Source organism: Streptomyces sp. SUK 48 (assembly GCF_009650765.1).
Lineage (GTDB): Bacteria > Actinomycetota > Actinomycetes > Streptomycetales > Streptomycetaceae > Streptomyces.
Genome location: NZ_CP045740.1, coordinates 2,795,891 through 2,816,950 on the forward strand (window position 1 = coordinate 2,795,891; position 21,060 = coordinate 2,816,950).

The 21,060-nt window shown below is 72.4% G+C and carries 17 protein-coding genes and 1 pseudogene; 11 read left to right on the top strand and 7 right to left on the bottom strand.

All coding sequences use genetic code 11. The features are described 5' to 3' along the window. Positions 1–1,200, bottom strand: a complete 1,200-nt coding sequence (locus tag GHR20_RS11695) for an acetyl-CoA C-acetyltransferase (protein WP_153813132.1) — start codon at positions 1,198–1,200, stop codon at positions 1–3. Between the two features lie 149 nt (positions 1,201–1,349). Between GHR20_RS11695 and mce the strand changes: the two genes are divergently transcribed. The 7 genes from mce (at position 1,350) to GHR20_RS11730 (ending at position 11,220) form a co-directional block, all read left to right on the top strand. Continuing rightward, positions 1,350–1,790 (top strand): methylmalonyl-CoA epimerase, encoded by a 441-nt coding sequence (mce, locus tag GHR20_RS11700; protein ID WP_111584629.1) that lies wholly within the window; start codon positions 1,350–1,352, stop codon positions 1,788–1,790. Positions 1,791–1,997: 207 nt separating this feature from the next. Beyond that, positions 1,998–6,014, top strand: a complete 4,017-nt coding sequence (scy, locus tag GHR20_RS11705; protein ID WP_153813133.1) for a polarized growth protein Scy — start codon at positions 1,998–2,000, stop codon at positions 6,012–6,014. 183 nt (positions 6,015–6,197) lie between these two features. Further along, a complete protein-coding gene (locus GHR20_RS11710) occupies positions 6,198–7,133 on the top strand; it encodes a cellulose-binding protein (RefSeq protein ID WP_111584631.1) in 936 nt (311 codons plus the stop codon). 68 nt (positions 7,134–7,201) lie between these two features. After that, positions 7,202–8,155: an ATP-binding cassette domain-containing protein gene (locus GHR20_RS11715; RefSeq protein ID WP_153813134.1), complete on the top strand. Its 954-nt coding sequence runs from the start codon at positions 7,202–7,204 to the stop codon at positions 8,153–8,155. Next, positions 8,152–8,931 carry an ABC transporter permease subunit gene (locus tag GHR20_RS11720; RefSeq protein WP_153813135.1) on the top strand — a complete coding sequence of 260 codons (780 nt, stop codon included), beginning with the start codon at positions 8,152–8,154 and terminating at the stop codon, positions 8,929–8,931. Before GHR20_RS11715 ends, GHR20_RS11720 begins: the two co-directional genes overlap by 4 nt. A 130-nt stretch (positions 8,932–9,061) precedes the next feature. Then, positions 9,062–10,342, top strand: a complete 1,281-nt coding sequence (locus GHR20_RS11725; RefSeq protein WP_153813136.1) for an ABC transporter ATP-binding protein — start codon at positions 9,062–9,064, stop codon at positions 10,340–10,342. After that, on the top strand, positions 10,339–11,220 hold the full coding sequence (locus tag GHR20_RS11730; protein WP_148023585.1) for an ABC transporter permease: 882 nt from the start codon (positions 10,339–10,341) through the stop codon (positions 11,218–11,220). Before GHR20_RS11725 ends, GHR20_RS11730 begins: the two co-directional genes overlap by 4 nt. 63 nt (positions 11,221–11,283) lie before the next feature. Here the strand turns inward: GHR20_RS11730 and GHR20_RS11735 are convergent, their stop codons facing one another. After that, entirely contained in the window at positions 11,284–11,616 is a 333-nt protein-coding gene (locus GHR20_RS11735; RefSeq protein WP_111584636.1) for an ATP/GTP-binding protein, read from the bottom strand. Positions 11,617–11,836: 220 nt separating this feature from the next. Here GHR20_RS11735 and GHR20_RS11740 point away from each other — a divergent pair. After that, positions 11,837–12,864 (top strand): annotated as a pseudogene (locus tag GHR20_RS11740) (LLM class flavin-dependent oxidoreductase). 151 nt (positions 12,865–13,015) lie between these two features. On the opposite strand, the gene GHR20_RS11745 reads toward GHR20_RS11740, so the two are convergent. Beyond that, positions 13,016–13,408 carry an SCO5389 family protein gene (locus GHR20_RS11745; RefSeq protein ID WP_037656476.1) on the bottom strand — a complete coding sequence of 131 codons (393 nt, stop codon included), beginning with the start codon at positions 13,406–13,408 and terminating at the stop codon, positions 13,016–13,018. A gap of 289 nt (positions 13,409–13,697) precedes the next feature. On the opposite strand from GHR20_RS11745, the gene nucS reads away from it, so the two are divergent. Beyond that, on the top strand, positions 13,698–14,369 hold the full coding sequence (gene nucS / locus GHR20_RS11750) for an endonuclease NucS (RefSeq protein WP_181516436.1): 672 nt from the start codon (positions 13,698–13,700) through the stop codon (positions 14,367–14,369). A 117-nt stretch (positions 14,370–14,486) separates the two neighbouring features. Here the strand turns inward: nucS and GHR20_RS11755 are convergent, their stop codons facing one another. The 4 genes from GHR20_RS11755 to GHR20_RS11770 all read right to left on the bottom strand — a co-directional run bounded on the left by GHR20_RS11755 (position 14,487) and on the right by GHR20_RS11770 (position 19,420). Next, positions 14,487–16,928, bottom strand: a complete 2,442-nt coding sequence (locus GHR20_RS11755) for an ATP-binding protein (RefSeq protein WP_153813137.1) — start codon at positions 16,926–16,928, stop codon at positions 14,487–14,489. A 246-nt stretch (positions 16,929–17,174) separates the two neighbouring features. Continuing rightward, a complete protein-coding gene (locus GHR20_RS11760; RefSeq protein WP_148023583.1) occupies positions 17,175–17,498 on the bottom strand; it encodes an STAS domain-containing protein in 324 nt (107 codons plus the stop codon). Between the two features lie 170 nt (positions 17,499–17,668). Further along, positions 17,669–18,517, bottom strand: a complete 849-nt coding sequence (locus tag GHR20_RS11765; protein ID WP_153813138.1) for a 3-hydroxyacyl-CoA dehydrogenase family protein — start codon at positions 18,515–18,517, stop codon at positions 17,669–17,671. 267 nt (positions 18,518–18,784) lie between these two features. Then, a complete protein-coding gene (locus GHR20_RS11770; protein WP_111584851.1) occupies positions 18,785–19,420 on the bottom strand; it encodes a TetR/AcrR family transcriptional regulator in 636 nt (211 codons plus the stop codon). A gap of 81 nt (positions 19,421–19,501) precedes the next feature. Here GHR20_RS11770 and GHR20_RS11775 point away from each other — a divergent pair, with 81 nt between their 5' ends. Together GHR20_RS11775 and GHR20_RS11780 are read left to right on the top strand one after the other, a co-directional pair. Continuing rightward, the gene (locus GHR20_RS11775) at positions 19,502–20,287 is read left to right on the top strand and encodes an ATP-binding cassette domain-containing protein (RefSeq protein ID WP_153813139.1); all 786 of its coding nucleotides are present in this window, start codon (positions 19,502–19,504) and stop codon (positions 20,285–20,287) included. A 19-nt stretch (positions 20,288–20,306) separates the two neighbouring features. Beyond that, positions 20,307–21,056, top strand: coding sequence for an ABC transporter permease (locus tag GHR20_RS11780; RefSeq protein WP_153813140.1), 750 nt, complete (start codon positions 20,307–20,309; stop codon positions 21,054–21,056). Positions 21,057–21,060: the final 4 nt, after the last annotated feature.

A 21,060-nucleotide genomic window follows, 5' to 3' on the forward strand; every position in this document is an offset into this window, starting at 1 on the left:
TCAGGCCCTCGGTACCCGCACGATCAGCGCGTCGCCCTGGCCGCCGCCACCGCACAGCGCGGCCGCGCCGAGGCCGCCGCCCCGGCGCTTGAGCTCCAGCGCCAAGTGGAGCACGAGGCGGGCGCCGGACATGCCGATCGGGTGGCCGAGCGCGATCGCGCCGCCGTTGACGTTCACCTTTTCCGTGGACACACCGAGGTCCTTCATTGACTGCACGGTGACGGAGGCGAACGCCTCGTTGATCTCGATCAGGTCGAGGTCGGCGACCTCCTTGCCCTCCTTCTTGAGGGCGTTGAGGATCGCGTTGGACGGCTGGGAGTGCAGCGAGTTGTCCGGGCCCGCCACATTGCCGTGCGAGCCGATCTCGGCGAGCCACTGAAGGCCCAGCTCCTCCGCCTTGGCCTTGCTCATCACGACCACGGCGGCGGCGCCGTCGGAGATCTGCGAGGAGGTGCCGGCGGTGATGGTGCCGTCCTTGGTGAAGGACGGGCGCAGCTTGCCCAGGGTCTCCACGGTGGTGTCGGCGCGGATGCCCTCGTCCTTGCTGAACAGGATCGGGTCGCCCTTGCGCTGCGGGATCTCCACGGGGGTGATCTCCGCCTCGAACACGCCGTTCTTCTGCGCGGCGGCGGCCCGCTGGTGGGACAGGGCGCCGATCTCGTCCTGCGCGAGGCGGCCGATGCCGAGCCGGGTGTTGTGGTGCTCGGTGGACTCGCCCATGGCGATGGCCTCGAACGAGTCGGTCAGACCGTCGTGCGCCATCGAGTCGATCATCTCGATCGAGCCGTACTTGTAGCCCTCGCGGGACTTGGGCAGCAGGTGCGGCGCGTTGGTCATGGACTCCATGCCGCCGGCCACCACGATGTCGAACTCGCCGGCGCGGATCAGCTGGTCGGCCAGGGCGATGGCGTCGAGCCCGGAGAGGCAGACCTTGTTGACGGTGAGGGCCGGGACGCTCATCGGGATGCCGCCCTTGACGGCGGCCTGGCGGGCCGGGATCTGGCCGGCGCCGGCCTGGAGCACCTGGCCCATGATCACGTAGTGCACCTGGTCGCCGCCGATGCCCGCGCGGTCGAGGGCGGCCTTGATCGCGAGACCGCCGAGGTCGGCCGCGGAGAAGGACTTCAGGGAGCCCAGCAGTCGTCCCATGGGCGTACGGGCGCCCGCGACGATCACCGAGCTGTTCGTTCCAGAAGACATGAGGTGCGATCCCCTTCCAGCTACGCAGAGCCGAGGAGTGAACGAGGGTTTACCTCGAATGTACTGAGAGGCACTCAGTGCCGTCATCGTCCAGTCGGTGTGATCGCGCGCACGTTGCGTAACCACCGCCGTGGCGCTGCACTGAAACCATGCTGACGCGAATCGACCACATCGGGATCGCCTGCCACGACCTCGACGCCACCGTCGAGTTCTACCGGGCCACCTACGGCTTCGAGGTGTTCCACACCGAGGTCAACGAGGAACAGGGCGTGCGCGAGGCCATGCTCAAGATCAACGAGACCTCGGACGGCGGTGCCTCCTACCTCCAGCTCCTGGAACCGACCCGCGAGGACTCCGCGGTCGGCAAGTGGCTGGCCAAGAACGGCGAGGGCGTGCATCACATCGCCTTCGGCACGGCGGACGTCGACGCCGACTCCGAGGACATCCGGAGCAAGGGCGTGCGGGTGCTCTACGACGAGCCGCGACGCGGTTCCATGGGGTCCAGGATCACCTTCCTGCACCCCAAGGACTGCCATGGTGTCCTCACAGAACTGGTGACTTCGGCGCCTGTTGAGTCTCCCGAGCACTGACCGCCGTACATAAGGGCCGGTAGGGTTGGGGGCGGTCGTCCCGCGAACCGGGGCGGCCGCATGCCGGGGTCCGGGTTTCGGGGGACGTGCGTCGGGGCAGCAGGCAGTGCTCCGCCGTTGATCTGACACCATTTCCCCGGGGGCCCCGTTCGGCGGTTGGACGTGGCTCGTTGGAGAAGCTGACCAGGGGACGGATGGGACCGCGCAGTGCGGGGCTACGAGAGCCAGGAGCGAGAGCCGGCGGCTGACGACGTCGACCACCTCTCTCGGTTCGAGGCCGATATGAAGCGGCTGAGGACCGAGCGGGAGAAGGCGATCCAGCACGCCGAGGACCTCGGCTACCAGGTCGAGGTGCTGCGCGCCAAGCTGCACGAGGCGCGCCGCACCCTGATGACCCGTCCCGCCTTCGACGGCGGCGACATCGGCTACCAGGCCGAACAGTTGCTCCGCAACGCCCAGATGCAGGCGGAGCAGCTGCGGCAGGACGCCGAGCGCGAGCTGAGCCAGGTCCGCGCGCAGACCCAGCGGATCCTCCAGGAGCACGCCGAGCAGGCCGCGCGGCTCCAGGCCGAGCTGCACCAGGAGGCGGTCACCCGGCGCCAGCAGCTCGATCAGGAGCTGGCCGAGCGCCGGGCGACCGTCGAGTCGCACGTCAACGAGAACGTGGCGTGGGCGGAGCAGCTGCGGGCCCGTACCGAGCAGCAGGCCCGCCGGCTCCTCGACGAGTCGCGCGCGGAGGCCGAGCAGGCGATGGCCACGGCCCGCGCGGAGGCCGAGCGGCTGACCCTTCAGGCCCGGGACCGGCTGCGCGGCGAGGCCGAGGAGGCCCGTTCCGAGGCCGAGCAGATCCTGCGCCGGGCCCGCACCGACGCGGAGCGGCTGCTGACCACCGCGTCCACGCAGGCGCAGGAGGCCACCGAGCACGCCGAGCGGCTGCGCACCACCACGGCCACCGAGTCGGACACCGCCCGCCGCCAGGCGGGCGAGCTGAGCCGGGCCGCCGAGAAGCAGATGGCCGAGGCGGAGGAGGCGCTGCGCAAGGCGCAGTCCGAGGCCGAGAGGCTGGTCACCGAGGCCGAGGAGGCCGCCGCCAAGAAGCTGGCGAGCGCCGAGGCCGCCAACGAGACCCGCACCCGCACCGCCAAGGAGCAGGTCGCGCGGCTGGTCGGGGAGGCGACGAAGGAGGCCGAGGCCACCCGTTCGGACGCCGAGCAGCTGGTGGCGGACGCGCGCGCCGAGGCGGAGAAGATCCTCGCCGAGGCCGCCGAGAAGGCCCGTACGGCCACCGCCGAGGAGACCGCGACCCAGCTGTCCAAGGCGGCCAGGACCGCCGAGGAGGTCCTGAACAAGGCGTCGGAGGACGCCCAGAAGACCACCCGGGCGGCCGCCGAGAAGGCCGAGCGGATCCGCAACGAGGCCGAGGCCGAGGCGGACCGGCTGCGCGCCGAGGCGCATGACATCGCCGAGCAGCTCAAGGGCGCGGCGAAGGACGACACCGAGGAGTACCGCGCCAAGACGGTCGAGCTCCAGGAGGAGGCCCGCCGGCTGCGCGGCGAGGCCGAGCAGCTGCGCTCCGACGCGGTGGCCGAGGGCGAGTCGATCCGCACGGAGGCCCGCCGGGAGTCGGTCACCAAGATCGAGGAGGCGGCCAAGTCCGCCGAGGAGCTGCTGGCCAAGGCCAAGGCGGACGCCGACGAGCTGCGGCAGAAGGCGACCACCGACAGCGAGAAGGTCCGCACCGAGGCCATCGAGCGGGCCACGTCGCTGCGCCGGCAGGCCGAGGAGACCCTGGAGCGCGCCCGTGCGGAGGCCGAGCGGCTGCGCACCGAGGCCGACGAGCAGGCCGAGTCCGTCAAGGGGGACGCCGAGAAGGCGGCCCGGGAGCTGCGCGAGGAGACCGACAAGGCGGTCGAGGCGCGGCGCGCGGAGGCCGCCGAGGAGCTGACCCGGCTGGGGACCGAGGCGCAGGAGCGGCTCACCTCGGCCGAGCAGGCGCTGACCGAGGCCCGTGCGGAGGCCACCCGCATCCGCAAGGAGGCCGCCGAGGAGGCCGAGCGGCTGCGCACCGAGGCCGCCGAGCGGATCCGGGCGCTCCAGGAGCAGGCCGAGACCGAGGCGGAGCGGCTGCGCGACGAGGCGGCGGCCGACGCGTCCGCGTCCCGCGCCGAGGGCGAGGCCGTGGCCGTACGGCTGCGGGGCGAGGCCGCGGCCGAGGCGGAGCGGCTGAAGACCGAGGCGCAGGAGAGCGCCGACCGGGTGCGCGCGGAGGCGCAGTCCGCCGCCGAGCGGCTGGCCGCCGAGGCGTCCGAGACGCTGGCCGCCGCGCAGGAGGAGGCCGCCCGGCGCCGCCGCGAGGCGGAGGAGCTGCTGGGCGCGGCCCGCGAGGAGGCCGACGAGGAGCGCCGGCGGGCCCGCGAGCAGAGCGAGGAGCTGCTGGCCTCGGCGCGCAAGCGGGTCGAGGACGCGCAGGCCGAGGCGGTCCGGCTGGTCGAGGAGGCCGAGCGGCGGGCCGGCGAGATGGTGTCCGCCGCCGAGCAGCACGCGCAGCAGGTGCGGGAGTCCGTGGCCGGGCTGCACGAGCAGGCGCAGGAGGAGATCGCCGGGCTGCGCTCGGCCGCCGAGCACGCGGCGGAGCGTACGAAGCGGGAGGCCGAGGAGGAGGCCGAGCGGCTGCGGGCCGACGCGCACGCCGAGCGGGAGCGGGCGGGCGAGGACGCCGGGCGGCTGCGGCAGGAGGCGCGGGAGGAGTCCGAGGCGGCCCGGGAGCTGGCCGAGCGGACCCTCGCGGAGGCGACGGCGGAGGCCGAGCGGCTGCGTTCGGACGCGGGCGAGTACGCGCAGCGGGTGCGCACCGAGGCGTCCGACGCGCTGGCGGAGGCCGACCAGGCGGCGGCGCGGACCCGGGCGGACGCCCGCGAGGACGCCAACCGCATCCGTTCGGACGCGGCGACGCAGGCCGACACGCTCATCACGGAGGCCCGCAAGGAGGCCGAACTCCTCCAGACGGAGACAGTCGCGGAGGCGGAGCGGCTCCGGACGGAGACCGCGGCCGAGGCGGAGCGGGTGCGCACGGAGTCGGTGGCGGAGGCCGAGCGGGTCCGCTCGGAGTCCATGACCGAGGCCGAGCGGCTGCGCACGGAGTCCGTGACGGAAGCCGAGCGCGTGCGCACGGAGTCCGTGACGGAGGCCGAGCGGGTGCGGGCCGAGGCGCGGGCCGCGGCCGAGCAGCTGGTCGGCGAGGCCACCACGGAGGCGGAGCGGCTGCGGGCCGAGGCCGCCGAGACGGTGGGCTCCGCGCAGGCGCACGCCGAGCGGACGCGCGCCGAGGCCGAGCGGGTCGAGGCGGACGCCCGGGCGGCGGCCGAGCGGCTGCTCGCCACGGCGCGCGAAGAGGCCGAGCGGACCATGGACGAGGCCCGCAAGGACGCCAACAAGCGGCGTTCGGAGGCGGCCGAGCAGGTCGACAAGCTCATCGGCGAGACCACGGCCGAGGCCGACAAGCTGCTCACCGAGGCACAGCAGCAGGCGCAGCAGACCACGGCGGACGCCGAGGCGCAGGCCGACACCATGGTGGGCGCGGCCCGCAGCGAGGCCGAGCGGATCGTCGCCGAGTCGACCATCGAGGGCAACTCCCTGGTGGAGAAGGCCCGGACGGACGCGGACGAGCTGCTGGTGGGCGCGCGCCGGGACGCGACCGCGATCCGGGAGCGGGCGGAGGAACTGCGCGAGCGGGTCACCGCCGAGATCGAGGAGCTGCACACCCGGGCCCGCCGCGAGGCCGCCGAGACGATGAAGTCCACCGGTGACCGCTGCGACGCGCTCATCAAGGCCGCCGAGGAGCAGCTGGAGAAGGCCCAGGCGAGGGCGAAGGAGATCCGCTCGGACGCCGACTCCGAGGCGGGCAAGGTGCGCATCGCGGCCGTCAAGAAGGCAGAGGGCCTGCTGAAGGAGGCCGAGCAGAAGAAGGCGCGGCTGGTCAAGGAGGCCGAGGAGCTCAAGGCGGAGGCGATCCAGGAGGCGCGGCGCTCGGTCGAGGAGGGCAAGCGGGAGCTGGAGGTCCTGGTGCGCAGGCGCGAGGACATCAACGCCGAGATCTCCCGTGTCCAGGAGGTGCTGGACGCGCTGGAGTCCTTCGAGACACCGGGTGCGGGCAAGGACGGTTCGGTCAAGGCGAGCGCGACGGTCGGAGCCCCCCGTTCGGGTGGCAAGTCGTCAGACAGCTAGCATCCGAAGGGTGTTTCGGTGTCGACTGAGGGCTTTGCCCTGCTCATTGGCAAGTCCTCTGACGGTCAGCCACTCAAAAGAGGTGTCATTCTCCAGATCAAACACGTATCCGCTCGATGACACACCGCTTCGGCGCCTAGGATTCCCCCTATCACCTCACCGGTCTCATTTGACAGGAACCCCATGAGCGACACTTCCCCCTACGGCTTCGAGCTTGTGCGGCGTGGGTACGACCGCGCTCAGGTGGACGAACGTATCTCCAACCTCGTCTCCCAACGTGACCAGGCCAACGCCCGTATCACCGCCCTGGAAAAGCGCATCGAGGAGCTGCACCTCGAGACGCAGAACGCCCAGACCCAGGTCAGCGACGCCGAGCCGTCGTACGCGGGTCTCGGCGCTCGGGTCGAGAAGATCCTGCGCCTGGCCGAGGAAGAGGCCAAGGAGCTGCGTGAGGAGGCCCGCCGCGCGGCCGAACAGCACCGCGAGCTGGCCGAGTCGGCCGCCCAGCAGGTGCGCAACGACGCCGAGTCCTACGCCACCGAGCGCAAGGCGAAGGCGGAGGACGAGGGCACCCGGATCGTCGAGAAGGCCAAGGGCGAGGCTTCTCAGCTGCGGGCCGACGCGCAGAAGGACGCGCAGTCCAAGCGTGAGGAGGCGGACGCCCTCTTCGAGGAGACCCGCGCCAAGGCCGCGCAGGCCGCCGCCGACTTCGAGACGAACCTGGCCAAGCGCCGCGAGCAGTCCGAGCGCGACCTGGCCTCGCGTCAGCAGAAGGCGGAGAAGCGGCTGGCGGAGATCGAGCACCGCGCCGAGCAGCTGCGCCTGGAGGCGGAGAAGCTGCGCACCGACGCCGAGCGCCGCGCCCGCCAGACGGTGGAGACCGCCCAGCGCCAGGCCGAGGACATCGTGGCCGACGCCAACGCCAAGGCGGACCGCATCCGTTCCGAGTCCGAGCGTGAGCTGGCGGCCCTCACCAACCGCCGCGACAGCATCAACGCGCAGCTGACGAACGTGCGCGAGATGCTGGCGACGCTGACCGGCGCGGCGGTGGCCGCCGCCGGCACGACGGGCGAGGACGAGCCCGTCTCTCGTGGGGTCCCGGCGCAGCAGTCCCGATAGGGTTCCGCGCCTTCGAAAGCCCCCTGCTTCAAGTGGCAGGGGGCTTTGTCCCGTTCTAGCGTGGCGGCATGATCGAGCTGGACGGGCTGACCAAGCGGTACGGCGAGAAGGTGGCCGTCGACGGTCTGACATGTACCGTGCGGCCCGGCATCGTCACCGGGTTCCTCGGGCCCAACGGCGCCGGGAAGTCCACGACCATGCGGATGATCCTCGGGCTCGACCATCCCACCGCCGGTGCCGTGCGGATCGACGGCCGGCGCTACGACGAGCTGACGGACCCGCTGACGTACATCGGCGCGCTGCTGGACGCCAAGGCGATGCACGGCGGGCGCAGCGCCTACAACCATCTGCTGTGCCTCGCGCAGAGCAACGGCATCCCGCGCGCCCGGGTGGGCGAGGTGCTGGAGACGGTCGGGCTGATGGCCGTCGCGCGGCAGAAGGCCAAGGGGTTCTCGTACGGCATGTCGCAGCGGCTGGGGATCGCGGCCGCGCTGCTCGGGGACCCCCGGATCCTGATGTTCGACGAGCCGGTGAACGGGCTCGACCCCGAGGGCATCCACTGGATCCGCAATCTGATGAGATCACTGGCCGCGCAGGGGCGGACGGTCTTCGTGTCCTCCCATCTGATGAGCGAGATGGCGCAGACCGCCGACCACCTCGTCGTGATCGGGCAGGGCCGGCTGCTCGCGGACACCTCCATGGCGGACTTCATCCGGCGGCACGCGCGCAGTTACGTCCGCGTCCGCTCCCCCCAGCGCGAACGGCTCCTGGACGCGCTGCACGAGGCCGGGGTCACCGTGACGGAGGCGGCGGACGGGGCGCTGGAGGCGGAGGGCGACAAGGCCGAGCGGATCGGGGAGCTGGCCGCGGGGCACGGCGTCGTCCTGCACGAGCTGAGCCCGCGGCAGGCTTCCCTGGAGGAGGCGTTCATGCGGCTGACGGCGGGTTCGGTGGAGTACCACGCGCAGGCGGAGTCCGCCCCGGCGGACTGGGGTGCCGACTGGCGAGGGGGTACGCCATGACGAGCGCCCAGGTCACCCAGAGCCTCCGCGCCGAGTGGACGAAGATCCGGTCGGTGTCGTCCACGGGCTGGACCCTCTCGGTCGCCGTCGTGGTCACCATCGGCATCGGCATGCTCATCTCCGCGCTGACCCGCAACGAGTACGACTCGATGCCGGTCCAGGAGCGGCTGGCCTTCGACCCGACCTTCACCAGCTTCGCCGGGATGACCCTCGGCCAGCTCGCCATGATCGTGTTCGGCGTGCTGGTCGTCACCAGCGAGTACAGCACCGGCATGATCCGGGTCTCGCTGGCCGCCGTACCGCGCCGGGGCGTCTTCCTGTTCGGCAAGACCGCGGTGGCGGGCGCGCTCGCCCTGGCCGTCGGGATGGTCACGAGCTTCGCCACGTTCTTCCTCGGCCAGGCCGTGCTCGGCCCCTACCGCGCCGGGCTCGGCGACCCGGGGGTGCTGCGCGCGGTGGTCGGCGGCGGGCTGTATCTGACGCTGATCGCGGTGTTCTCCATGGGCGTCGCCACCATGCTGCGCTCACCGCTGCTCTCGCTCGGCATCCTGATGCCGTTCTTCTTCCTGATCTCCAACATCCTGGCCGCCGTCGACACCACCAAGAAGGTCGGCCAGTACCTGCCCGACCAGGCCGGCAGCCGGATCATGCAGGCGGTGCCGCATCCCGACGGCACCCCGTACGGGCCGTGGGGCGGGCTCGGGATCATGGCGCTGTGGGTGATCGCCGCGCTCGCGGGAGGATATGCGCTGCTCAGGCACCGGGACGCGCAGTAGAGGCCGCGTTCACGCAGCGTATTACTTCAGCTTTACTTTTCTTTGGGCGGAACCGTCAGCGCCCGGCTATCCTCCTAACCCTTACGGGGGCGGTTTTCCGCTGTCCTGAATCTTCCGATGGGTGCGGAGCATGATCGAGGCTGTTGGCCTGACGAAGCGGTACGGCGACAAGACGGCCGTGTACAACCTTTCCTTCCAGGTACGACCGGGATCCGTGACCGGCTTCCTCGGGCCCAACGGCTCGGGCAAGTCCACCACGATGCGGATGATCCTCGGCCTGGACAACCCCACGTCCGGCCAGGTGACCATCGGCGGTCATCCGTACCGCAGGCTGCCCAACGCGCCCCGCCAGGTCGGCGCGCTGCTCGACGCCAAGGCCGTGCACGGCGGCCGCTCCGCCCGCAACCATCTGCTGAGCCTCGCCCAGCTCTCGGGCATCCCGGCCCGCCGGGTCGACGAGGTGCTCGGCGTGGTCGGCCTCCAGGACGTCGCCAAGAAGCGCTCCAAGGGCTTCTCGCTCGGCATGGGCCAGCGCCTCGGCATCGCCGCCGCGCTGCTCGGCGACCCCCAGGTGCTGCTCTTCGACGAGCCGGTCAACGGCCTCGACCCCGAGGGCATCCTCTGGGTGCGCAATCTGATGAAGGCGCTGGCCGCCGAGGGCCGTACGGTCTTCGTCTCCTCCCATCTGATGAGCGAGATGGCGCTGACCGCCGACCACCTCATCGTGATCGGACGCGGCCAGCTGCTCGCCGACATGAGCGTGAAGGACTTCATCTCCGCCAACTCCGCCGACTTCGCGCGGGTGCGCACCCCCGACACCGAGCCGCAGCTGCGCGAGAAGCTCGGCGCCGCGCTCACCGGGGCGGGCGGCCATGTGCTGCCGGAGCAGGACGGCGCGCTGCGCGTGATGGGCCTGCCGCTGCCCCGCATCAGCGACCTCGCGCACGAGGCGGGCGTACGGCTGTGGGAGCTGTCGCCGCACCAGGCGTCGCTCGAGGAGGCGTACATGCGGATGACCCAGGGCGCGGTGGACTACCGCTCCACCATCGACCAGAAGGCGGGCCTCCAGCAGCCGCTGCCGCCCGGCGCCGAGCCGCCCGTGCCGGTGCCGGGGCAGGGCCAGCCCGGCTGGTACGCCCCGCCGCCGCCCCAGCAGGGCGGGCAGCCTTTCGCGATGCCGGCGGGCGGCCCCGGCGCGCCCTCGGGACCGTACGCGGGCGCCCCGGCGGGCGCGTACGGCGCTCCGGGCGCCCCCGCGGGCCAGGGAGCCCCGGCCGCGAACCCGTACGCCCAGCCGGCGGCCGAGGCCCCGCAGGCCCCGGCCGCTCCCCCGGCCCCGGCCGCCGCCCCCGCCACGCCCGACGCCTCCTCCCCCGCCGCCGACCCGACCCAGCCCGAGGACGCCCGATGAGCACCCACCAGCCCCCGATGCCGCAGGCCCCCGGCGCGCCCGACTGGCAGGCGGCGCCCGGCGGGTCGTACCCCGGCTACACCTCGCCGATCCCCGTCGTGCGCACCCACCTCGGGCACGCGGTGGCCTCGGAGTGGACGAAGATCAGGTCGGTCCGCTCGACGATCTGGACGCTCAGCGTCTTCGTGTTCCTCGTCGTGGGCATCGGCCTGCTGGTCGGAGCGCTGGTGTCGGCGCACGCCAGCGAGTCCTCGCTGGACGGCACCAACCCGCTCTCCTTCGGCTTCTTCGGCCTGCTCGTCGGCAACATGTGCGTCATCACGCTCGGCGTGCTGACCACGGCCTCGGAGTACGGCACCGGCATGATCCGGACGACGATGACCGCGTGCCCGAGCCGCGGCCGGGTGCTGGCCGCCAAGGCGATCGTGTTCTTCGCCGTCGCCTTCGTGGTCTCCCTGGTGTCGGTCACCTTCGTGGCGATGGTGCAGTCGTCCATGCTGTCCGGCTCCGGCACAAAGTCGCCCTCCGGCGGGGACTGGCTGAAGGCCACCGTCGGCGTGAGCCTCTACATGGCGCTGCTCGGCCTGCTCGCGCTGTTCGTCGGCTCGATGATCCGGCACTCCGCGGGCGGCATCACCATCATGATCGGCCTGGTGCTCGCCCCGCTGGTGCTCGCCCTGTTCATGGCCACGGAGTCGCTGCACTCGGTGCGCGACTTCCTGTTCGAGTACAGCTTCCCGAGCCAGCTCGGGGTCTTCTACGACAGCACGCTCAGCGGTTCCGGGCCCCGGAACTGGGACCCGCTGTGGATCATGCTGGGGCTGGCCGCGGTGGCCGGCGCGGGGGCGTACGCGCTGCTGCGCAACCGGGACGTGTGACCGGCCGGGGCGTGTGACCGGCCGGGGCGTGTGACCGGCCGGGGCGTGTGACCGGCCGGTTCCTCAGAACTTCGGCGCGTTACGAGACCGCTGCACCCGTGTGGTGCGGCGGTCTCGCGCGTTCCAGCAGGACTTGTGCCAGTGCCGGCGGTCGTCCACGCCCGCGTGCTCCGGCCAGGCCACCACATGCGGCACCGCGGAGGGGATCATCTGGTCGCAGCCGGGGCAGCGGTAGGTCTTGCCCTGGGCGCTCGCGCCCGCGACATGGCGCACGCTCCACTCCTCGCCCTGCCAGTCCTCCGCGGCCTGGAAGCCGCCGTACCGCCCGGTGCGGTCGTCCTCGGCGCTGCGGCCGGTCGGATCGGCGGCCTTCGGTCGGTTGCGGCGCGGGGACACGGGACACCTCTCGGGGCTCGGTGGCAAGCAAGGGCTGCGTCCAGCGTACGCGCCGCCGTGCGGGGTACGCGAAGGCCGCCAACCGGCGCAAGTCCCCCTCCGGAACGGCCGATTCTGAAGACAATCCGCAAATTACCCTGCCAAGCCGTGTCCTTGGCACGTGTCAGACGGTTATGCCGGTGGGGGAGCTCGGGTCGGAGCCGAGGAAGCGGGAAATGCGATGTACGTAGGAAGCTTTGTGCTGGGCGCCCAGTTTCCGGGCCAGGGCCAGGGGGAGGCCCTGCACCGGGCGGTCCGCTCGGCGGAGGTCGCCGAGGAGGCCGGGCTCGACTCGGTATGGCTGGCCGAGCACCACTTCGTGCCGTACGGCACCTGTCCGTCCGCCGTCACCCTGGCCGCGCTGCTGCTCGGCCGCACCCGCCGGATCCGGGTGGGCACCGCCGTCAGCGTACTGCCCACCGTCCACCCGGTCGCCCTGGGCGAGCAGGCCGCGCTGCTGCATCTGACGAGCGGCGGCCGGTTCACCCTCGGGTGGGCCGCGGCGGGCCCTGGGTTGACCTGGAGGTGTTCGGCAGCGGCCTTGACGCGTACGAAAACGGGTTCCCCGAGTCACTCGATCTGCTGCTGCGCTGGCTGCGCGAGCCCTCGGTGGGCGCCTCCGGTGAGCGCTTCGTGTTCCGCGAGGTGCCCGTCGTACCCCGTCCCGACCAGGCCCTGACGGACAGCCCGGGTCCGGAGGTCGTCGTCGCCTGCACCTCGCCGAAGAGCGTACGGCTGGCCGCGGAGCGCGGGCTGCCGATGCTGCTCGGGATGCACGCGGGCGACGAGGAGAAGGCCGAGATGGTCGCGCTGTGGCGGCGCAGTGCCCGCGCGGCGGGGCGGACGCCCGAGGAGATCGCGGACGCCGCGCATGTCGCGGCCGGGGTCTGCCAGCTCGCCGACCGCCGCCAGGACGCGGCGGAGACCCTGCTCAAGGCGATGCCGGGTTGGCTGAAACAAGGACTCGACGCGCATGTGACGGTCGACGGGCGCACGCGGGCGATGCGCGACCCGGTCGCCTACACCGAACTGCTCTGCGGGCTGCACCCGGTGGGCACCCCCCGGCTCGCCGGCGACCGGCTGGCGGCCACCGCCGAGCGCACGGGCATCTCCCGCTTCGCCCTGCTGGTCGAGGGCTCCGGCGATCTCGCGGCGACGGAGGACACCCTGCGCCGCCTGGGCGCCGAGGTGCTCCCGCAGCTGCGCTGACGGACCGCCTGTCGTCCGACCGGCGAAAGCGGGCGAACAGGCATGGAGGGCAGGCCACCTGGGGGGCTTGCCGCCCCAGCGCCGATGACGCCTTGCACGGGTGGAGCGGCAAGCAGGCGACGCACCGCCCCGGACGTCCCGGGGCCGCGGGTCAGCAGTCCCGAAACTCCGGCGACTGGTTCAGCAGCTGGGCCCGCACCGAGGTGAAGCGGGTCAGCGTCTCGTCCACCGAGGCGTCCAGCGGGAACACCGCGACCCGGTGGCAGTTCTGGAAGGCCAGCCGCACGCCGAAGTGCCGTTGCAGCGCGCCGCGGATGGCGTCGCTCGCGAGGGCGCGCAGCAGCTGACCGCGTGCCTGCTCGTTGGGCGGGGGCGTCTGGTTGTCGGCGAAGGGACCGCCGTCCACCTTCAGCTGGGCCACCAGGGAGCTGATCATCTCCCATGCATAGGGCAGGGAGGTCCGGACGCAGTCGACGAATTCCGCTTCGTCGACCTCGCCTCGCTCGGCCGCGTCGAGTAGGGCCGGTGAGACGTCGAGCGACATGGGTTCTCCTCTCGCACCCCTGGTGAACAGGGGTTGCCGGACGGATAAAGGGAGTTCGGCGCCGAAAAACACGCTGAGTACATGGACCGCGACCTCCCGTTCCCTACGGTAGGCAACGGTCGGTGACCACACCACCAGAATGCGTATATGGAACGGTCGGGTTGCACCCACAATCGGCCATGGATGAACAAGAGTTTCCAGGGACAAAGCAGTGACAAGTGGGGCGATCCACAGGGAGCGGCTCGGGCGAATCGCGTACGGCGGCGGGTGTCGAGTAGCGTTGCCGACCATGCGTCTCGTCATTGCCCGGTGCTCGGTCGACTACGCCGGCCGGCTCACCGCCCACCTGCCCTCGGCGCCCCGCCTGATCCTGGTCAAGGCGGACGGCAGCGTCTCCATCCACGCCGATGACCGGGCCTACAAGCCCCTCAACTGGATGTCGCCGCCCTGCACGCTGAAGGAGGGCGCGGGCGAGGACGAAGGCGTGTGGACCGTCGTCAACAAGGCGGGCGAGAAACTGATCATCACGATGGAGGAGATCCTCCACGACTCCTCGCACGAGCTGGGTGTGGACCCGGGTCTGATCAAGGACGGCGTGGAAGCGCACCTCCAGGAGCTGCTCGCCGACCGCATCGAGACCCTCGGCGACGGCTACACGCTCATCCGGCGCGAGTACATGACGGCCATCGGCCCGGTGGACATCCTGTGCCGGGACGCCGAGGGCCGGACGGTCGCGATCGAGATCAAGCGGCGCGGTGAGATCGACGGCGTGGAGCAGCTGACCCGCTACCTCGACCTGCTCAACCGCGACCCCCACCTCGCGCCGGTCCGCGGCATCTTCGCCGCCCAGGAGATCAAGCCCCAGGCCCGCGTCCTCGCCACCGACCGGGGCATCGACTGCCACGTCATGGACTACAACGCCCTGCGCGGCATCGAGGACGACAAGCTGCGGCTGTTCTGAGGGGGCGGGGCCTTAAGGAGGCCCGGCGTATCCCCTTCCGTCGCGACGGCGCTCAACCCGCGCAGTGGTGACCGGCGGTGCCGGACCGGCCTCGGGCCGGTCCGGCACCGCCGTTTCTCACATCTGCCCCTGCTCCGCCGGGTCCGAGGCCGGGTCCGTCGGGGAGGCCGCCCCGGACGCCGACTTGGTGAACGACGACGTGTCGCTCGCCGAGTCCGAGGGCGAGCCCGTCGGGGGCGGCGGGGTGGGCGAGCCGGTCGGCGAGGTCGGGGGTGTGGTCGGCGGGGTCGGCTTGGTCGGGGGCGGGGACGACGGCTTCGTCCTGGTCGGCGTCGGGCTCGTGCTCGCGCTGCCGCTTCCTCCCCCGCCGCCGGCGCCGCCCGTAGCCGAACCCGTCGGGCCCGTCGGATTCGCCGTGGGGCTCGTCGACGGCCGCGCCGGAGTGTCCGTCCCGGCGTACGTGCCCGACGGGGCCGGTGTCGCACGGTGGCCCGTCGACGGCCGCGAGGCCGTGCCCGGGTCCTGCGCCGGGGCCTGGTCCTGACCGGTGTCCGGGTCGCCCGCGTCCTGGCTCGTGGCGGGGTTGTCGTCGGCCCGTCCCGCCGGGTTCTTGTCGTCGCTGTCGTGGGACGTCATGCCGAGCGTCACCACCGTGCCCAGCACCGCCGCGAGCAGCGCGCCGGAGCCGGCCGCCACCAGGTTGCGGCGCGCGATCCGCCGTATGCCGAGCCCCTTCGCCGGGGGCGCGGCGACGATCCGCGGGGAGACCAGGGTGTCCGGCACGGCGGGCACCGACAGCACGGACGGCAGCGCGGGCACCGGCTCCGTCGCGGGCTCCCCCACGACCACCGGCACCGGAAGGCCGGGCAGTTCCCCCGCCCGGTCCGCGACCAGCGCCAGCGCCCGGCGCCCCGCGACCGCGCCCCGCTTGTCGGCGAGCGCGCCGCGCAGCCCGGTCGACGCCTCCAGCTCCGCGCGGGCCCGGTCCAGCCGTCCCCCGCACAGCGCGAGAATCCCCAACTCATGGTGGAAATAGGCTTGTTCGGGCACCTCGCCGGAGTGCAGCGCGGCCTGCGCACCGCTGCGCAGCGCCCGCTCCCAGGCGCTCCAGCGCAGCGCGGCGGCGAACGCGGGAGCGGCGGTGCGGGCGAGCCGTACCGCCTCACCGCCGTCGCCCTCGACCGGCGGCACCACGGCCGCCAGCGCCGCGAGCACCGCGTCGGCCTCCGCGCTCACCCGCTCCGGGGTGACCGAGGGGTGCCCTGCCCACCAGGCATAGTGCCGGGCGGCGGTACGGGCCCGCTCCGGCGCGTCGTCGCCGTACCCGGCGGCCTCCAGCTGGGTGCGCACGCCCGCCGCGAGCCGGTACCGGGAGCCCGCCGGGGAGACCAGGCCGCAGCCCGCCAGCTCCCCGAGCGCCGCGTCGGCGTGGGTGTCGCCGACCAGCGCGGGCAGATGGGCCTGGTGCGGGACCTCGCCGCCGAGGGCGACCGCGAAGCGCAGGGTGGCGCGGGCGGCGGCGCTGAGCCGGGAGGCGAGCAGCGGCGCGGGCGCGGCGGCCTCGCCGAGCGAGGGCAGCGGACCACTCTCGTCGGTGAACTCCTGCACCGGGTTGACCACGGGCCGTACGTCCTCGAAGACGCCGTACTCGTCCACGGCCCCGGAGTCGGCCCGGAGTTGGTCCCGCTGCCGCAGCAACGCGCCCGCCTGGACGAACCGCAGCGGCAGCCCCTCGGACTCGAACCACAGGTCGCCCGCCCAGTTGGCCTCCTCCTCGGTGAGCACCCGCCCGGCCGCGCGTTCCAGGATGTCCACCCCGCCGGCCCGGTCGAGCCCGCCGAGGAAGACCTCCTCGACATCGGCCTCGGCGGTCGGCGCGGGCACGTCCGGGGTGGCGGAGAACAGGAAGGCGCACTCGGGCGTCGCCTCCAGCAGCTCGTCCAGCTCGGCGCCGCCGAACTCGATGTCGTCCACCACGACGACCGCGCCGATCTCCGCGAGCGGCGCCCGCAGATCGAGGCGCTCGGGGCGGTGGCCGGGGGCGTCGTGGACGGTGTGGAAGAGGTCGTGGAGCAGGTCCTCGGCGGTGCGGTGGATGCCGCACAGGCGCACCACGCCGTCGGGCGCGAGGTCGTGGCAGTCGTCGGCGACCAGGTCGAGCAGGGCACTGCGGCCGGACCCGCCGGGGCCGGTGAGCCGTACGGTGCGGCCGCGCGCGAGCAGCCGTACCAGCCGCTCGCGTACTTCCTGGCGCTCCAGCAGGGGCAGCGGGTGCTGGGCGGGGCCCGGCGGCACCGGGGGCCGGGCCGCGCGTTCGGCCTCGGCCCGCTCGGCGGCGCCGCGCTTGCGGGGGCTGCCCGGGCGCCGGGCCGGCGGGCAGGGCTCGATCTCGCTGCCGTCCACGGGGTTGACGGTCAGCAGCAGATCGCCGGTGACCAGGTGCGCCGTACGGGCGGGCGCGGGCGTGCTCGGGCCGAAGTCGGCGGTGAGGGGGTCCCGGGGCGGGCGTCGGGCGCCCGTGTGTCCGTACTCCTCAGGCCCAGGGGTGATCGGGTCCATGGGTTCAAGCCCCCCATAAGCGTCGTGTGCTCGTGTTACGGCCCCTCCCGGCCTGCCGCACGTCGCACTGTCGCTCCGGTCCGGGCCCGCGCGGTCGAGGGTTGCGAGTCGGGCGGGCGACCGAACACTAAACCTTTGCCCAGTATCCACGACAGGCCGGGGTGCCCGGTGGTCCGAGACGTCACGGTCCGCCGCGGATTGACCGTCCGGTGCGCTTGCGCCCCTTCTCGCGCCGTGGGCGCCGGGTCACACCCGGGGCAGCGACTCCACCCCGATGCCGCCCTCGATCGCGAGGATGCGGTGCAGCCGGGTGGCCACCAACAGGCGCTGCATCTGCGGCGGTACGGCGCGCAGCACCAGGCGGCGCCCGCAGCGGCCGGCCCGCCGGTGGGCCCCCATGATCACACCGAGCCCGGTGGCGTCCCAGGAGTCCAGTTCGGACAGGTCGAGCACCAGGTCGCCGGCGCCGTCGTCGACGGCCAGGTGCAGGGCCGTACGGGCGTCCGCCGCGCTGCGGACGTCGAGGCGGCCCCCGACGACCAGCTCGGCGTGGTCGCCCCTGATGTACATATGCGCTCCCCGTCGAGTGCGGTTGTGGCCAACTCCGTATCAATGGTGTGCACCGTCTGACTGAATGCGTGGCGGTGCGGTTGCTGCTTGTAAGCGAACCGATACCGAATTCACCCCTGAGGGTGATGCTTCGGGAGTGAACTCGGTACCGGGACGCGTCAGTACGCCGATCAGTACGTGTAGAAGCCCTGCCCGCTCTTGCGGCCGATGTCACCGGCATCCACCATCCGGCGCATCAGCTCCGGCGGGGCGAACTTCTCGTCCTGGGACTCGGTGTAGATGTTCCCGGTGGCGTGCAGCAGGATGTCCACGCCGGTCAGGTCGGTGGTGGCGAGCGGGCCCATGGCGTGCCCGAAGCCCAGCTTGCAGGCGAGGTCGATGTCCTCGGCGGTCGCCACGCCCGACTCGTAGAGCTTGACGGCCTCCACGACGAGCGCGGAGATGAGGCGGGTGGTGACGAACCCGGCGACATCGCGGTTGACGACGATGCAGGTCTTGCCGACGGACTCGGCGAACTCCCGTGCGGTGGCGAGCGCTTCGTCGCTCGTCTTGTAGCCGCGCACCAGCTCGACCAGCTTCATCATCGGCACCGGCGAGAAGAAGTGGACGCCGACGACCCGCTCGGGGTGCTCGGTGGCCGCCGCGATCTTGGTGATCGGGATGGCGGAGGTGTTGGAGGCGAGCACGGCGTCCGGGCGCACGATCTTGTCGAGCGCGCGGAAGATCTCGTGCTTGACCTCCAGCTTCTCGAACACGGCCTCCACGACGATGTCCGCGTCCGCTGCGGCGTCCAGGTCGGTGGTCGGGGTGATGCGGCCGAGGGCGGTCTCGGCGTCGGCCGCGTCCAGCTTGCCCTTGCTCACGAACTTGTCGTACGACGCCTTGATGCCGTCGGTGCCGCGCGCCAGCGCCTCGTCGGTGACATCGCGGAGGACGACCTCCCAGCCCGCCTGCGCGGCGACCTGAGCGATACCGGACCCCATGAGACCGGCCCCGATGACGGCGAGCTTCCCTGCCACGTCCGACTCCCTCTTCCCGCTGATACCCGCTATGGACCTGTGTGCCTTCGGCGGACGATAGCGCTCCGAAGCGGCCGTGTGACCAGTAAGTAATGCGCGTCACGTCTCATTTGACGGACGTCACATCGGGACGGCTTCCTCCGCGATCCGAACAGCGCCCGAACGGCGGCCGACACGGTGCGTGTTCGCGGCACTACGCCCGCGCCGGGCGAAAAGGCCCCGGGCGGCGCCCTGTTGACACCACCCCGTCGGCACCACCCTCTTGGGCTAGCCGCGCACCGCATAACCGAGCACCCGCTCGCTCAGCAGCTCCTCGATGTCGTCCAGCAGCGCCAGCACCTCCCGTGAGACCTCGCCCGGCTCGCGCCGCTTGAGCATCTCGCGGCCGATGACCCGGATGGCCGTGCTGTGGATCCAGCTGATCTGACCGGCCATCAGGCTCGGCAGCTCGTCGCCCTCGGCCGCCCCGGTCTCCTCGCGCAGCACCTGCTCCAGGCCGGCCTCCACCTCCTGGGCGAGCGCCCAGAGCCGGGAGCGCAGGGCCGGCGCCTCCTGGATCACGCGCATGAAGTCGGCGTAGCCCGCGAGCAGGCCGACGCGGGGGGACACCGCCCGGATCTCGTCCCGCAGTTCGCGCAGCACCGCCGCCGCCGCGGACTCGCCCTCGGCACGGCCCCGGACCCAGCGGGCGAGGCGGTCGACCATCCCTGCGGAGCGGTCGAGGAACAGGTCCTCCTTGGCGGGGAAGTAGTTGTAGACCGTGTTCACGGAGACGTTCGCCGCGTCGGCGATCTCCGCGACCGTCACCGCGTCGAAGCCGCGCTCGAGGAACAGCCCGGTGGCGACATCGGAGATGTACTGCCGGGTCTGCCGCTTCTTCCGCTCCCTGAGCCCCTCAGCCATGCCCGCCATCCTAGCTTCGCTGCACCTTCTTAAAAGTTGGAGCCATTGTAATTTTGCAGGGGCTCTGTTTTTCTGTGGGGCATGGCAGAAGTCATCAGCGCGGCGAACCTCGCCCGCACCTTCCGGACGAAAGCCGGTCCCGTCGACGCCGTACGCGGTGTCGACCTCACCGTCCACGAGGGCGAGATCCTCGGCTTCCTCGGCCCCAACGGCGCCGGCAAGACGACCACCCTGCGCATGCTCACCACCCTTCTGAAGCCGACCGGCGGCACCGCCACCGTCGCCGGGCACGACCTGGTCACCGACCCGGCCGGAGTGCGCCGGGTCTCCGGGTACGTGGCCCAGTCCGGCGGCGTCGACCCGGCGATCAGCGTCCGGGAGGAGCTGGTCACCCAGGCGCGGTTCTACCGGCTGTCCAAGAGCGACGCCGTCGCCCGCGTCGGGGAACTCGCCCGCGAACTCGACCTGAGCGGCCTCCTCGACCGCAGGACGGCCGCGCTCTCCGGCGGTCAGCGCCGCCGCCTGGACATCGCGATGGCCCTGACCCACCGCCCCGAGGTGCTGTTCCTGGACGAGCCGACGACCGGCCTCGACCCCGGCAGCCGCGCCGACCTGTGGGACCTGGTGCGCCGGCTGCGCGACGAGCACGGCACGACCGTCTTCCTGACCACCCACTACCTGGACGAGGCCGACGCCCTCGCCGACCGCCTGGTGATCGTGGACGGCGGCACGGTCGCCGCCGAGGGCACACCGGGCGCGCTCAAGCTGCGGTACGGCGGCTCCCTGGACGCCACCCTCCAGGACACCTTCCTGGCCGTCACCGGTCGCGCCCCCGCCCCCGTCGACGACGCCCCCGTCGCCCTGTAGCCCCCTGGAGTCCACCGGCATGCTGCTGCACGACACGGCCCTCGTCTACGGCCGCTACCTCCGCCAGTCCCTCCGCTCCCCCTTCGCCATGCTCTTCGGCGCCCTCACCCCGCTGCTCTACCTGCTCTTCTTCGGCCCCCTGCTCACGGGTCTGCCGCTCGGCCGGACGGGTAGTTCCTGGCAGATCCTGGTACCGGGCCTGCTGCTCCAACTCGGCCTCTTCGGAGCCCTGTTCGCCGGATTCATGATCATCATGGAGGGCGCCCAGGGGGTGGTGGACCGGATGCGGGTCACCCCGGTCAGCCGGCTCGCCCTGCTGCTCGGCCGGGTGCTGCGCGACGCCACGATGTTCGTGGTCCAGGCGGTCCTCCTGGTGCTGGCCGCCCTGGCGATGGGCCTGCGCGCACCCCTGGCGGGCATCCTCATCGGCTTCGGGTTCGTCGCCCTGCTCACCCTCTCCCTGGCCTCCCTGTCGTACGCGACGGGGATGAAGGTCCGCACCCCGCAGGAGTTCGGCCCGCTGATCAACGCGGTGTCGATGCCCTCCATGCTGCTGTCCGGCCTGATGCTCCCGATGTCCCTGGCGCCCACCTGGCTGGACGTGCTCTCGCACCTCGTGCCGTTCCGCTATCTGGTGGACGCGGTGCGCGACGCCTACGTGGGCCACTACGCCACCGCCCACATGCTCTACGGCGTCCTCGTGGCCGTCGGTTTCGCGGTGGTGTCCGTGACGACGGGCACACGGGTGTTCCGGACGGCCGGGGCGTAATTAC

Bases quoted from the DNA above. Each gene is read 5' to 3' on its own strand.
- GHR20_RS11715 (WP_153813134.1), top strand. From the start codon at position 7,202: ATGATCGAGCTGGACGGGCTGACCAAGCGGTACGGCGAGAAGGTGGCC.
- nucS (WP_181516436.1), top strand. From the start codon at position 13,698: ATGCGTCTCGTCATTGCCCGGTGCTCGGTCGACTACGCCGGCCGGCTC.
- GHR20_RS11730 (WP_148023585.1), top strand. From the start codon at position 10,339: ATGAGCACCCACCAGCCCCCGATGCCGCAGGCCCCCGGCGCGCCCGAC.
- GHR20_RS11720 (WP_153813135.1), top strand. From the start codon at position 8,152: ATGACGAGCGCCCAGGTCACCCAGAGCCTCCGCGCCGAGTGGACGAAG.
- GHR20_RS11745 (WP_037656476.1), bottom strand. From the start codon at position 13,408: ATGTCGCTCGACGTCTCACCGGCCCTACTCGACGCGGCCGAGCGAGGC.
- GHR20_RS11770 (WP_111584851.1), bottom strand. From the start codon at position 19,420: ATGGCTGAGGGGCTCAGGGAGCGGAAGAAGCGGCAGACCCGGCAGTAC.
- GHR20_RS11755 (WP_153813137.1), bottom strand. From the start codon at position 16,928: ATGGACCCGATCACCCCTGGGCCTGAGGAGTACGGACACACGGGCGCC.
- GHR20_RS11775 (WP_153813139.1), top strand. From the start codon at position 19,502: ATGGCAGAAGTCATCAGCGCGGCGAACCTCGCCCGCACCTTCCGGACG.
- GHR20_RS11695 (WP_153813132.1), bottom strand. From the start codon at position 1,200: ATGTCTTCTGGAACGAACAGCTCGGTGATCGTCGCGGGCGCCCGTACG.
- mce (WP_111584629.1), top strand. From the start codon at position 1,350: ATGCTGACGCGAATCGACCACATCGGGATCGCCTGCCACGACCTCGAC.
- GHR20_RS11780 (WP_153813140.1), top strand. From the start codon at position 20,307: ATGCTGCTGCACGACACGGCCCTCGTCTACGGCCGCTACCTCCGCCAG.
- GHR20_RS11760 (WP_148023583.1), bottom strand. From the start codon at position 17,498: ATGTACATCAGGGGCGACCACGCCGAGCTGGTCGTCGGGGGCCGCCTC.
- GHR20_RS11725 (WP_153813136.1), top strand. From the start codon at position 9,062: ATGATCGAGGCTGTTGGCCTGACGAAGCGGTACGGCGACAAGACGGCC.
- GHR20_RS11710 (WP_111584631.1), top strand. From the start codon at position 6,198: ATGAGCGACACTTCCCCCTACGGCTTCGAGCTTGTGCGGCGTGGGTAC.